The sequence below is a fragment of the Planctellipticum variicoloris genome, from assembly GCF_030622045.1.
GTDB lineage: Bacteria > Planctomycetota > Planctomycetia > Planctomycetales > Planctomycetaceae > Planctellipticum > Planctellipticum variicoloris.
The window spans coordinates 3,946,456-3,960,243 of the sequence record NZ_CP130886.1 but is presented as its reverse complement, the minus strand read 5'-3'; the positions used below and the strand labels follow the sequence as shown (position 1 = coordinate 3,960,243).

Sequence of the window (13,788 nt, the reverse complement as noted above, 5' to 3'; positions counted from 1 at the left end):
AGAATCGGAGGTCGGAGTGTTGTTGAATTCGCGCCGGCCTGATCCTATGTTGATCGCTGCCGGTCGTGGCGGACCGGCAAGGTTGCGTGCGTTTTCTCGCGATTCCCTTCCCGGGATATTCCATCCCGACGGCCTGAGCGTTTCGTTGCTCGCGGATTGTTGATTGCGTTCGTTCCGCACGGCGAGCGGCCAGGCGATACACGTTCCGACGAGATTCGTTTCCCGTTACCAGCAAGGCGGTTCGATGGACATCAATCTGCGGTCGCTCGTCAGCAAGTTGAACGACACCTGCCGACGGGCGCTGGAAAGCGCCGCCGGCCTGTGCCTGTCGCGGACGAATTACTCGGTCGAGGCGGAGCACTGGCTGCAGAAGCTGCTGGAGGTGCAGAACTCGGACCTGACGAAGATCTTCAAGCACTACGAGGTCGATCAGAGTCGGCTCGAAGCGGCGCTGACGAAGTCGATCGACAGCTTTAAGACCGGCAACGGGCGGCCACCTGCGCTTTCGCCGCTGCTGGTCGATCTGGTCCGGGACGCGTGGGTGTTTGCCTCGGTCGAATACGGCGAGTCGGCGGTTCGCAGCGGTCACCTGCTGCTGGCGATTCTGACGAATCCGAAGATCAGTCAGATGTTTCTGACGGGATCGCGGGACCTGGGGAAACTGTCCGCGGACGCCCTGGCGCGGGAGCTGCCGGCGATTACGGCGGGGTCGGTGGAAGACGCTCCGGTCACGCGCCCGTCGGCGGGGGAAGGGGCGCCCGAGCTTCGTCCGGGGGGCGGGAAGACTCCGGCTCTGGATCAGTACACCGCCGATCTGACGGAGATGGCGCGAAGCGGAAAAATGGACAACGTGTCGGGCCGGGACGCGGAGATCCGGCAGATCATCGACATCCTGATGAGGCGTCGGCAGAACAATCCGATCCTGACGGGTGAAGCGGGAGTCGGGAAGACGGCGGTTGTCGAAGGCTTCGCCCAGCGAATCGCCGCGGGCGACGTTCCGCCGCCGCTGCGGAACGTCTCGGTCCGGTCGCTGGATCTGGGGCTGCTGCAGGCCGGGGCGGGGGTGAAAGGGGAGTTCGAGAACCGGCTCAAGTCGGTGATTCAGGAAGTGAAGTCATCGGCGAAGCCGATCATCCTGTTCATCGACGAGGCTCACACGCTGATCGGGGCCGGCGGTCAGGCGGGGCAGAACGACGCGGCCAATCTGCTGAAGCCGGCGCTGGCCCGCGGGGAACTGCGGACGATCTGCGCGACGACGTGGTCGGAATATAAACAGTATTTCGAGAAGGATGCGGCTCTCACCCGGCGTTTTCAGGTGGTGAAGGTTGAGGAGCCGGCGGAGGCGCAGGCCGAGGTGATGCTGCAGGGGCTGGTGAAGATGCTGGAGAAGCATCACGGGCTGCGCATTCTCGACGAAGCGATTTCGGCCGCAGTGCGACTCTCGCATCGCTATATCACCGGTCGCCAGCTTCCCGACAAGGCGGTCAGCCTGCTCGATACCGCTTCCGCCCGGGTCGCAGTCGGGCACTCGGCGATACCGGCTCCGATTGAGGATCTGACGCGGCAGATCGAACAGATTGGAATGAAGCTGGAGATTCTGCAACGGGAAGCGGCAACCGGGGCGAATCACGCCCAACGGATTGCGGAACTGAATGAACTGCAGGCGAAGGCGCGCGGCGAGCTGGAGCAGACGGAGGCGCGCTGGAAGCAGGAAACGGGGATCGTGCAGAAGATCTGTGCGATCTACGATCGCCTGGCGGGAGTTGCACCGAAGTCGGGCGCCGGAAACGGACAGCCAGCGGCGGCGCCGGCGCCGCTGACGGAGGAAGAAGCGGAGCAGTGCCGAACAGATCTGGCCGCGTTGCAGGCTGAGTTGAAGCAGCTCCAGGGGGAAACGCCGCTCGTGCAGCCCTGCGTCAACTTTCAGGCGGTGGCCGAGGTTGTTTCCGGCTGGACCGGGATTCCGGCGGGGCGGATGCAGACGGATGAGATTCAGCTTGTTTCGACGCTGCACGAGCGAATGACGGGTCGGGTGATCGGACAGAACCATGCGCTGCAGGCGATCAGCCGGCGGATCCAGACGGCGCGGGCCAATCTGACCGACCCGCGCCGGCCGATCGGCGTGTTTCTGCTGGCGGGGCCGAGCGGGGTCGGCAAGACCGAGACCGCCATGACGCTCGCCGAGCTGCTGTATGGGGGCGAGCGGAACATGGTGATCATCAACATGACCGAGTTTCAGCAATCGCACACCACGTCTTCGCTGATCGGCTCGGCGCCGGGTCTGGTCGGTTACGGCAAGGGCGGGAAGCTGACCGAGGCGGTTCGTCGCAGGCCGTATTGCGTCGTCCTGCTCGACGAGATCGAGAAGGCGCATGACGACGTGCTGGAGCTCTTCTATCAGGTCTTCGACAAGGGGGTGCTGGAGGATGCCGAGGGGCGGGAGATCGACTTCAAGAACACGATCATTCTGTGTACTTCGAACGTCGGCTCGGATCTGATCCAGTCGCTGTGCGCGGATCCGGAGACGCGTCCGGAGCCGGACAAACTGAGCGAGCAGCTTCGTCCGAAACTGCTCGAGCGATTCAAGCCGGCATTTCTGGGGCGTATGAACGTCGTGCCCTATTTCTCGCTGGGAGATGATGTTCTGCGGAACATCATTCAACTCCAGTTGGGGCGAATTGGTCAGCGATTGCGGGAAAATCACCGGGCCGAACTCGCCTGGTCGGAGCCGGTCGTCGATCAGATCCTGAGCCGCTGCCGGGAGACCGAGACCGGGGCTCGAAACGTCGACCATATTCTGACGGGGACGGTGCTGCCGGATATTTCGCGCGAGCTGCTGTCCCGGATGGCTGAGGAGCGGACGGTTTCGCGCGTCGAGATTCTGCTCGGCGACGGAGGCGGATTCGGCTACAAATTCGACTGAACGGCGGCGGCCGTTCGAATCCGGTCCGTCGGCGGAAGTTTCTCGCAACCTTTTGCCCGAACGCACGACAATGGAGCTGAAGAGCCGCTGCCGCCGACCCGGCGGCGGGCGCGCCCGTGTTTCCCTGGTTCCGGCAACGTTGAGGTGTCACGATGTCGTCCGACTACACGGACAAGCCGCGGCTGTTGCAGTTCACGGCGGACGGTAAGACGAATCTGCTGCTGCCGACGCGGTTTACGGCCACAGAGCGGATGTCGGCCCTGTTTCAGGTGAAGGTTGAGCTGCTTGTTCAGCCGGACAAAGCGAGTCAGGTCAAAGCCGATCAACTGCTCGGTAAGCGGATGACGCTGCGGGTCTCGCACGGCGAAGACTATGCGTCGGGGCCGTACCGCTACTTCGACGGAATGTGCAGCCGGTTTGCGGTTGTCGGGGAAGATTCCCGGTTCCATTATTTCGAAGCCGAACTGTCCCCCTGGGCGTGGCTGCTGACAAAGCGGGCGAATTTTCGCGTATATCAGGACCAGACGGTTCTGGACATCGTGAAAAGCGTCTTCAGCGAACTGCAGCAGGATTTTTCGCAGTTCAGCTTTGAGGTCCGGGGCAAGAGCAGCGATTACAAGAAGCTCGATTATTGCGTGCAGTTCCACGAGACGCACTTCAACTTCGTCTCGCGTCTGCTCGAGGAGAACGGACTCTACTATTACTTTTCGCACGATGGTTCCGGCCACAAGCTGATTGTCGACGATTCGCTGACGGCCGGCGGAGACGTTCCCGATCAGGCGACCGTCCGCTGGTCGACGCGCTCCGGAGTCGGACCGCATGAAGAAGACTGCGTGACCGTCTGGCGCGAAGAGCGCGTGATTCATTCGGGGAGCTTTGCGGCCCGCGATTACCACAGCCAGCTTGCCGCGAACCGGATCGACTACTCCGGAATTTCTTCGCGGACCTCGCTTGCCGGCAACTCGAAACTGGAAGTCTTCGAGTGGCCGAGCGGGTCGGCGCTGCGCTACAACCAGACTGATCAGCGGCTCGACGAAGTCAGCACGGTGGGCGATCAACTGACGAATCTGCGGGCGCAGGCCTCGGAGACGACTCACCATACGTTCTCCGGTTCGTCGAGCTGCCGGGGCTTCACGCCCGGCTATCGCGTCAGTCTCGAGCACGACTCGGGCTCGAAGTACCTGCTGACCGAAGTTCAGCACTCGGCGGTTCAGAACGCGAATTACATCACCGGCGAGGCGGTCGAGAGTCCGTATACCAACCGATTCGTCTGCATTCCGGCCGATGTGCAATTTCGCCCGCAGCGGATCGCTCCCAAGCCGACTGTGGAGGGGCTGCAGACGGCGAAGGTCGTCGGCAAGGAGGGCGAGGAGATCTGGATCGACAAGTACGGCCGCATTCGCGTGCAGTTCTTCTGGGACCGCAAGGGCCAGAATAATGAAACGAGCACGTGCTGGGTGCGGGTCGCGCAGATCGCGGCGGGGAAGCGCTGGGGGGCGTCGTTCTGGCCGAGAATCGGTCAGGAAGTGCTGGTGGCGTTTGTCGAAGGGGACCCGGATCAGCCGGTCGTCGTGGGAACCGTCTACAACAATCAGCAGATGCCGCCGTATCTGGGGGACGGTCCGGACGACAAGCACAAAGTCGATCCCAATATCAGCGGCATCAAGACGAACTCCACCAAAGGGGGCGACGGGTATAACGAGTTGAGGTTCAACGACACCGCCGACCAGGAGCAGGTTTTCATTCACGGTGAAAAGGACATGGATGTTCGCGTGAAGAATGAATACCGCGAACAGACGATCAAGGAACGGCATATCCTGGTGGGGGATCAGGACAACGATGACGCTCTGCTGAATCAGAAGATTTTCGGCGGGTGGAATATGCACACGCTCCACCGCAAGCTCGAAAAGGTGGAAGGCAACGTCTATCTGACCGTCGGCATGGGCGACGACTCGGACGGCGGCAATCTTCACGAGTACATCGAAAAGGATCGCCTGGAGGAGGTCGGCGGAAAGTACGACCTGACGGTGGGGGGGAGTCACAGCGAAAAGGTCTCCGGGCAGTTTTCGCTGACCGCCGGGTCGGCGGACGCCAAGGTGGATCAGGGAGTCGCGCTGGAAGCGGGGACGACGCTGCATCTGAAGGGGATGAGCGTCGTTATCGAGGCCGATATGCAGCTTTCGCTGAAAGTCGGCGGGAACTTTGTGGACATCTCGGCTGCGGGAGTCGCGATCAACGGCACGATGCTGATGTTGAACAGCGGAGGAGCCGCGGGTTCCGGGCCGGGAGCCAGACCGGCATCGCCGACGGAGCCCGATCATGCGAGCCAGGACAAGCCGCCGGCCGACTGGTTCCATGCCGCCGACAATTCCAAGACGGGCAGCAAGTCGTGCAGTTGATGCATCCTTCGTCGTCCTGCGGGGCGGCGGCAATTTTCGGTAACCGTTCATGCCTCAGCGACTGATCCTCGAAATCGTGCAAGGTTCGCTTCAAGGACAGATTATCGCTGTTCCGGAGGGGGGCACGCTGCTTGCCGGCCGATTGCCGGAATGCGGGCTGTCGGTGCCGCAGGATCTGACGGTCTCGCGCCAGCACTTTCGGATCGAGTTCCGGCCGCCCGAATGCCGTCTGGTGCATCTCAGCCAGACTGGCGTCACGTCCGTCAACGACGCGCCCGTGGGGGTCGCGGACCTTCGGCGCGGGGATCGGATCACGTTTGGAGCCGGAAACTGTCTGACCGTGTCGTTCGATGACGCACCGGTCGGCAGTCCGGCTCCGACCGTGCCCGCGAGTGCGGCCAGGAGCGGACAGGCAAAACAATATGCCGTTTCCGAAGCGAGCTGCGGCTGGAAGATTTACTTCAGCCCTGCGGAGGAACCGAGTTTCGAAGCGATTCTTGAGATTCTGGCCGGTTCAGAGCCGGTTCATGCCTTGATCGACTGCCGGCGTGCGGGCGTGGCGCCGCCCCCGGAGATTGTCGAGTCCGATTTTCTGTTTGGCTGGATGCCGCCTGCTGCGCGGGCCCAGTATTCCCCTATTTTTGTTTCGCTGGCGGAATTTCCGTCGGCTGCGGACCTGGTTCGGACCGGCTGGGGGAAAGACGCCGTCGTCTGCTGCGGGTCCAGGCTGCCGACTGCCGAATTGCTCGCCCACTGGAAAGCCGCGATCGGAGCGCCCGGAGATCGGCCGGGCGCCGCCTTGACCGCTTACTTCTGGCCATCGCTCCTCGATCAGATGCTCACGTGCCAGTCTGCGTCGCAGACCGCGATTCTGCTGTCGGGTCTGCACTGGCTGCTGATCGAAGACGGGAAATCTCCCGGCCAGTGGAAATTGTTTGCCAAGGAGGACTTCGCTGCGATCCTCGCCGCCGGGGGATTGCAGCCGTCGGTCGAGAAGACCTGACGCAATCGGTTTCAGACGGAGAATCACCATGCCTTGCGCCGCCCGTGTCGGAGACATGCACACCTGCCCGATGCAGACTCCGGGGACCCCTCCGATCCCCCACGTCGGCGGGCCGGTCGTTTCCTGCTGTGCGACCGTGCTGATCGGCGGGCAGCCTGCCGCCCGGGTCGGGGATATGCTGGTCTGCGTCGGTCCGCCCGATTCGATTGCGATGGGGTCGATGACGGTCCTGATCGGCGGGCAGCCCGCGGCGCGGATGGGAGACACCACCGCCCACGGGGGATCGGTGACCGTCGGCTGTCCGACGGTGATGATCGGCTGAAGATTCCCGGCGTTGCGAGGAACCTGTGCTCGTGTCGCTGGTGCTGATTCTGTAAGCTGTTGCGCACGGGCGACTGCGGCTGGAGCCGTGGTCGCCGGATGTCCGATGCTGCCAGTTCTGTGTCCCGTTCGATCGGGAAGTTCTCCGACGGATGTCTGACAGGCTCCCACTCAAGAAGCACGCATGAACGCCGGCAAGCCACCGTCGCGCGACTGGCGGGCTCAGCCCCCCGCCCATTCTGCGTATGCGCGCGAGTGGCGCGGTGCGCATCGTCCGGCGGTCTCGCGGTTTTCCCGGCAGTTCAAGCTGCGCGCGGTGACGATCACGCTGATCGTGCTGGTGGGGGCGATTGTCTATCTTCTGGCCCCGGCGGCGCAGCCCGTGCTCCCGGTTCAGGTCGTGACGTTCGGAATCGGGGCCTACGGCGGGCGGGCCAATCCTCAGGGAAACATGCCGGTCAATCCGTTCGGGGAATCGGATGCGCGGGCCTTCGGGACTCTCCACGACCGCCATCCCGATCAGTTTCCCCCGGTGCGCAACGAAGACAATGCTCTCAACGGGGCGCAGTTTCTGAGCTTCCTGCGAACCGAAGCGGATTCGGCTGCGCTCGATGGCCGGCATCTGCTGGTCTTCTGCTCGCTGCACGGGCTCGTCCAGCCGACGGGGGACGTCGAACTGTTTGCGATTGATGCGACGCCCGACAGTCCGACCGACGGTTCCGGGGCCATGATTCCGTTGCGGGAGCTGGTCGACGTCCTGCAGAACAGCCGGGCCCGTCGCGTTGTCCTGGTGCTCGATGCTGCGAGACTGGCGGCGAACTGGAGGCTGGGGATCCTGGCCAATGACGTGGCCGCCGAGGTGCTCGCGAAGTGGCCGGCCGGGCGAGCCGCGTCACCGCCGACTGCGGAGCCGGCGGCGAGCAACGTTACGATTCTGCTCGCCGCTGGACCGGGGCAGCAGAGCGGGCTCGCCGACGGTCAGTCCGCGCTGGTCCGGTCGCTGATCGAGGGACTCGACGGCGCGGCCGACGGCTGGCGGGACGACGGTCGGCCGGTCGATTCGCAGCAGTATGACCGTCGGATCAGCCTCCATGAATTGACGGCGTTCGTGCGCGGCGATGTCGCCGACTGGAACCGCACGCACACGGCGCAACCCCAGACGGTCGAACTCGTCGGGAATACCTCAGACTTCGAGTTCGTCGTCGTCTCCCCGCCTGTCCCCATACCGAAACCCGCGGAGGGGAAGGCCGAGGGGGCTTCGAAAGGCGATGCCGACGCAGCAAGTGCAACTTCTGCCGGATCCGCTCCCGACAAGGCGGCAAAGTCGCCTGACGTGGCATGGAACGTCCGACTGGTCGAACTGTGGAAAGCGCGCGACGCCTGGCGGGATTCCAGCCCGCGCGGCCGCGATCCGGTCTGTCGACAATTGCCGGTGACGTGGCGGAGGCTGGAATCCCGGCTGGCGCTGGCCGAGTCGCTGGCTCGGGGCGGACTGTCCGATCTGGCGCCGCAGGCCGTGCAGCAGGCGGATGCCGCCGCTAAGAGCTTGCAGGGGCAGTCAGCCGCGCCGGCGGCCTTGCTGGCATCTTCGACGGACACCCAGCGCGATGCGCTGATCGAACTCGGCTTCGGGGGGAACTCCGGTCCGCTGTCAAAGGATGTCGCCGCTGCGACCACACAATACCTGCAGTCACTTCTTAAAGACGGGGCGCCCGCCCCCGCGGGGGATGTCGTCGTACCGGCGGCGGACGCCATTCAGGCGTGGCTGATCCAGGAGTTGCTGCGCGACGCCAGTCCGGCGGGCTGGGATCCGATCCGGTTGATCGTCAAGCGACTTACAGAGGTCGGGCGGCTGCCGTCGACGCCCGAGATGGTTCTGTTGCAGGATCTGCTCCGCGTCCCCGGCCGCGAAGCGGGCTTTGGCGCCGGCCCGTCGCTTCGACGAATGCTGGACCTGCATCAGCGCTATCGGCGTCTTGCCGTGACAACTCCCGAATCTCTGCCGCTGGTGCGCGAGACTGTGAATTCCGGACTCCGAGCGCTGCTCGCCGCAGAGCGCTGGCTCCTGGCTTCGAATGGCGAGCGGCCCGAAGTGCGTGCCTGGCTCGACAAAGCCGATCAAGCCCTCGCTTCCGCCGAGCAGGCTGCCGTCCGCTACCAGGAATCGGTCGGCGTCTGGAGCGACCTGCTCGCGGAGCTGCCCGGGGCTGCGGAGTGGATCGCCAGTCGCGCCAATGACGACGACCATCGGAAAGTCGACTGGCTGCTGCTGCGGGAACTGGCTCGACAATGGTCGGACCGCGAACGGGATCATCAATGGAATCCGGAGCTGCTGCTGGCGTCGTGGCCCGATCGTCCCGCCCGACTGGCGGACCTCGAACGGCGGCTGCTGACGCTGTTTGTCGATGCGCAACAGCTTAAAGTCGCCCTGCTGGCGGGGCCGGATGGAAGCGAGGCGCTCTCGGCGGAGAATCTGTCCAACCTGGCGAATCGCGCGATGACTCATCGGCGCGAGTTCTGGGAGGAGGTCCGCCGGTCGCTCCCGCGGCTGGGCACGGCGGAACATCCCACACCTGCGGCGTGGCGCGAAGCGGACCGTTTGCTGGGACAGTCGTGGTTGACGGCTCAGGATCGCGAGCGGCTGGACGCCCTGAGAACGCTCGCGCCGCAGGGGGATCCGCTCGTCAGCGGATCAGTCGACACGGGGGCCGTCTGGCAGAGTTTCTGGGCGATTGCTGCGTTGAGTCTGCTTTCTCCGGAGGCCGATGTGACGGCGGATCTCTGGAAAGACTGGGAGCGGCTGGAGGATCAGTCGACGACTTCTTTGTCTGGAGGCGACGCCGACCAGGCCTTGCTGCGGCGTCGACGGGCGGAGCTCGGGAAATCGATCCGGTCCCGGTGGAGCGTGTTGCAGAGCCGGGCGCAGTCCGCGTCGACGATTGCGAGTCTGTCGCAGTGGCAGCTTCTCGCGGCGACCCTCGACCCGACCATCCTGCCGCCGGTCGATCCGGATGTTCGCATTCGCAACGAACGCACGCGCCAGTTTGCGGAGTGGCTGGTTGTTTACGCCGGGAGCTGGCGACAGCGCAGCTTCGGCACGGCGGGCGACGGGGCCGACTATGCCGCGCTCGCTCAGCGGGCGGAATCGCTGGCACAGGAGCTGGCTGGCGCGGGGGCTCGACCGGGGCATCCCGTTCCCGGAAGGATTCAGTCCATCGACCGGCCGGCGTTCGACAGCCAGCGGATGGGCAGCGTGAGCATGGTCGTGATTCCGGGGGGAGGGGAGTCGGCGACATTGCAGGTGCTGCTGACTGGAGAGCATGTTCGACTGGTCGAGGGAAACCGGAGCTCGACGATCCGCCAGCCGGCAGCGCTGCCGCTGTCCGCCGATGGTAGATTGTCGGCCCAGTTGCGACTTGATGACGAGGTTGAGACACCGCAGCCGCTGCTGGCCGTGCTGGCGGAGCCTGACGGCTTTCCGCTGGATTTCCGAGAAGTGCTGCTGCATCCTCCGTTCGACCCGACGTTATGGCGGATCGAGATTGTCGAAGCGGCGTCGGGAACGCGACTGGAGACAGTTCCGACGGCGCGTCCGGCGGGGGCGAAGATCTTTTTGCCCCCTCAGGCGGAGATTGGCCTGCGAGCGAACCTGATTCGACCGACCCGCGATGCGACCGCGTCGGCGAGAATCGATATTTTCCGGCTGACGGAATCGAGCCGGGTTCCTCTGGTGGAGGGGCTTGAGCTGGCGCTGGAGGCTGGACAGGAACGGACTCCCGTTCCCGGGGATTTGCCCGCACCGCCGGCGGACAAGGAGAAGTCGCCTCCGAAACCCGCGGTCGTGATGGAACCGCTCGCCGACCTGGCGCACGGCTGGGTCTATGTCATCACTCCCGAAGGGCAGGCGCCGTTCGAGTTTGTGATTCGGCCGACGTTCTGGTCGGCGGCGAAGTTCCTCGCCGATCCCCGGCCGACGGTCGTCGACGATCGGTTTCAGTTGCCGCTGGAACGGTTGGCGCCGTCGACGACGGACGTGCTGCTGCCGGCGAAGGTTCCGGTGGAGTTGTCGCTTCCGGATTCGCTGAGGAACTCGCTGACCGATTACACGCTGGGCGGCCCGGTCGGCGTCGGCCAGCGGCTGACGCTGTCGTTCGGGCTGCCGAAGGGGTGGCGGGACCAGACGCGGGATCGTCCGTGGGCGCTGTCGCTGGACGTCGCCGGCCTGCCGCATGCCTACCGCTGGCAGCTCCTTCCGTCGGGGGATGTGACGTTGCTGCCCGGGCTGCCGCCTCACGTGGCCGCGCACCTGGTGCTGCCTCCGCCCGATCCCAAGGGGCCGCCCAGGCTGGAGCCGGTGATTCAGAAGGGCAAGGAGCCGCTGCGGGTGCGGTTTACCGTCGATGCGACGGAGCTGGACCGGTCGGAGGGAACGGGGGACTGGACGCTGTCTTACACGGTAACGCGGGAGACTGAGACGGGGAGCGAGCCGACGCCGCTGCAGCAGTCGTGGCGATTGTTCTCGTCGGTCGAGCGGCACGTTCTGCTCGATGCGATTCAGGGGGGAGAATGGAAGCTGCGGACCTCCGCCGTCGATTACGAGATGGTGCAGTCCGAGGCCGATATTCGGGGGTTGATGGGGCGATTTCAGGTTCAGGGGGCATTGACCCGGGCCGATCAGCCGCAGACGCCCGTGGCGCGAACCGGGCTGCGGTTTGCGATCGACGACGATGCGCCGCCCGATCTGGAGGCGAAGGGGATCGGGGTCGAGGCCCGGTTGATCGACCGCGACTTCGCCTTCGCGATCGAGGCCGCCGATGCGGAGTCCGGCATTCACCGGATCGCGTATGGCTTCGATGCCAACGACGACAAAGCGCTGCAGCCTGACGAGGAACAGCTCGAAGAGCTGACTCTGAGCAGTCTGGACAATCCGAAGAAGCTCTGGTCCGTCGTGATCCCGAAAGCGCGACTTGGCAAGTTGCAGAAGGACGAAGAGACGCGGCGGTTGATTGTGGTGGCGGAGAACGGGCTGGGGACCAGGGCGATCAAGTCGATCCCCGTTACGTTCCGCAAGCCAATGCCACCTCCCGGGCAGACGCATGGCAAATTGACGGTGGCACTCAAGATTTCGCGGGGGGGACGCAGCACGATTCAGCTCACCGGCCCGGAAGCCCGTCTGCAGGAGATCACTGGCGACAGTTTTACGTTTACCAATCTGCCTCCGGGCCAGTATCAGATTTCCGTCAAGGTCAACTACGCGGTGATCGGACGCAAGGAGGCGGGGGAAGCGAAAGTTGACGTTAAGGCCGGCGAAACGACGACCGCCAGTATTCCGCTGTCCGTTGCAAAGTGACGCCGAAGTCCGTCGCCGCAGTTCTGAGGACTGTATCCGCCTGGAGTGATTGATGCCGCTGTCGAATCTGATGTTCGTCGCCCGTGCTTTGAACGCCGCCCATCGGGTGGTGTATTCGGTGCTGCGCTGGGTCGGACTGCTGTTCGGACTGATTCCCAGGACGGGGCGGCTGTCGCCGACGGTCTACCGGATCATTCATTACGCGTTTATTATCGGGGCGACGCTGCTGCTGGCGTACTACAGCACGCGGTTCATTCCGGAATCGCGGGTTCCGATATCCCACTGGTTCGTCCAGCGGTATTACATCGCGATTCAGTTTGTCCTGTTTTATCTTTTTGTGCGGCTGTTGATTGCGGGTGTGCTGCTGTTTCTCGCTCGGGACGTTTCCGAGTTCGAGGATATCGACCGGGCGTGGGAAGCGGGGGTCGAGGCTCTGGCCCGCGAAGGTTTCGACCTGCAATGGCTACCTGTGTTTCTGGTCTCGGGCGCGACTCCCGAGCCGTCGAAAAGCCTGTTCGAGGGTTCCCGGCTGACATGGAAAGTCAATACCGCCGGCGACGATCCGCAGGCGGCTCTGACATTCCATGCCTGCGACGAAGCGCTCTTCATCTGCCTGAACGACGTCGGGGCCATGTCGCGACAGTTGCGTAAGACGGCTGCGTCCCGGCCCGGCGTGTCGCCTGCGGCGGTGCATGCCAATCCGGCGGTTCAGTCGACGCTTCGTCCCGGCCAGATTCAGGCCGCGGTCGAACAGACCCGCCGGCCGGATCAGATTCAGAGCGCCATGGGGCAGACGCTTCCGCCCGGCGCCATCAAGGGGGCGGTGGCGCAGGCCGGTCATGCTCCGCTGACGGGGGGATCCAGCGAAACGCTACGGCCGGGGGCGATTGCGGGGATCGTGGGGGCCGCTTCGACCGCTCCGGCGCCCGCACGCCCGGTGCTGCTCGAAAAGCTCAGCCAGCAGGAGCTGCTCGACAACCGTCGTCGGCTGGACTATTTCTGCGAGCGGCTGGTTGCCGAGCGTGGGGCGTATTGCCCGGTGAACGGACTGTTGCAGGTCATTCCGCTGCGCTGGACGCAAAGTACGGCTTACGAGCCGCTGTTTGCGTCGATCGGTCAGGACCTGCAGACGCTCCACGACGGTCTGCATCTGCAGTTTCCGGTGGTCTGCCTGCACGCGGGCCTGGAGGAGGTGATTGGATCGGCGCAGTTTCTCGACCGCGGCCGGCAGATGGATGCCCGGTTTCTCGACTCGCGCGCCGGCTCCCGTTATCCCGCGGGGCTGCCGATCGACGATAAATCGACGCTGTGGGTGGTCGAGCGGGGACTGCTCTGGTTCCGCGACTGGGTCTATGCCGAATTCGCCAAGAACCTGGCCAGCCCCCAGAACCGGCAGCTTTACCAGTTCCTGTGTGCATTGTCGGATCGGCGGGAACGTCTCGCCCGCGAACTGCGGTCCGCGATGGGAGAAATGCATCTGCGACTGCCGGTGCGGCTGTCGGGGTGCTATTTTGCGGCGACCGGCGCAGATGCTTCGCGGCAGGCGTTCGTGCACGGCGTGATGCAGCGGCTGATGGGCGAACAGAACGACGTCGCCTGGCTGCCCGAGTGGCGCGCCCGCGATCAGCGGCGGTTGTGGCTGACGGGTGTCTTCGCACTGCTGACGCTCGGCGTTCTGGCGGCGGATGGGCTGCTGGCCTGGAGAATCTGGGAGCACGCTTCGCAACTGGCCGCCCGCTGATCCGGTGCATCGTCGGCGGTCTGTCTGCATTCGGGACATGTTCGTGTCGAG

Annotated in this window: 6 protein-coding genes; all 6 read left to right on the top strand. The window is 64.5% G+C overall.

The features are described from left to right. Positions 1-244: 244 nt before the first annotated feature. Positions 245-2,923 carry a type VI secretion system ATPase TssH gene (gene tssH / locus SH412_RS15385; protein WP_336518898.1) on the top strand — a complete coding sequence of 893 codons (2,679 nt, stop codon included), beginning with the start codon at positions 245-247 and terminating at the stop codon, positions 2,921-2,923. A 152-nt stretch (positions 2,924-3,075) separates the two neighbouring features. After that, positions 3,076-5,322, top strand: coding sequence for a type VI secretion system Vgr family protein (locus tag SH412_RS15380; RefSeq protein WP_336518897.1), 2,247 nt, complete (start codon positions 3,076-3,078; stop codon positions 5,320-5,322). Positions 5,323-5,371: 49 nt separating this feature from the next. After that, the gene (locus SH412_RS15375) at positions 5,372-6,325 is read left to right on the top strand and encodes an FHA domain-containing protein (RefSeq protein WP_336518896.1); all 954 of its coding nucleotides are present in this window, start codon (positions 5,372-5,374) and stop codon (positions 6,323-6,325) included. Positions 6,326-6,353: 28 nt separating this feature from the next. After that, positions 6,354-6,647: a PAAR domain-containing protein gene (locus SH412_RS15370; protein WP_336518895.1), complete on the top strand. Its 294-nt coding sequence runs from the start codon at positions 6,354-6,356 to the stop codon at positions 6,645-6,647. Positions 6,648-6,830: 183 nt separating this feature from the next. Then, complete coding sequence (locus tag SH412_RS15365; RefSeq protein ID WP_336518894.1) at positions 6,831-11,996, top strand: hypothetical protein; 5,166 nt, start codon at positions 6,831-6,833, stop codon at positions 11,994-11,996. Between the two features lie 52 nt (positions 11,997-12,048). Next, positions 12,049-13,737, top strand: a complete 1,689-nt coding sequence (locus SH412_RS15360; protein ID WP_336518893.1) for a hypothetical protein — start codon at positions 12,049-12,051, stop codon at positions 13,735-13,737. Positions 13,738-13,788 lie beyond the last annotated feature (51 nt).

What these genes read in the sequence shown, in the direction of transcription:
- SH412_RS15380 (WP_336518897.1), top strand. Translation starts at nt 3,076, where the DNA reads ATGTCGTCCGACTACACGGACAAGCCGCGGCTGTTGCAGTTCACGGCG.
- tssH (WP_336518898.1), top strand. Translation starts at nt 245, where the DNA reads ATGGACATCAATCTGCGGTCGCTCGTCAGCAAGTTGAACGACACCTGC.
- SH412_RS15370 (WP_336518895.1), top strand. Translation starts at nt 6,354, where the DNA reads ATGCCTTGCGCCGCCCGTGTCGGAGACATGCACACCTGCCCGATGCAG.
- SH412_RS15365 (WP_336518894.1), top strand. Translation starts at nt 6,831, where the DNA reads ATGAACGCCGGCAAGCCACCGTCGCGCGACTGGCGGGCTCAGCCCCCC.
- SH412_RS15375 (WP_336518896.1), top strand. Translation starts at nt 5,372, where the DNA reads ATGCCTCAGCGACTGATCCTCGAAATCGTGCAAGGTTCGCTTCAAGGA.
- SH412_RS15360 (WP_336518893.1), top strand. Translation starts at nt 12,049, where the DNA reads ATGCCGCTGTCGAATCTGATGTTCGTCGCCCGTGCTTTGAACGCCGCC.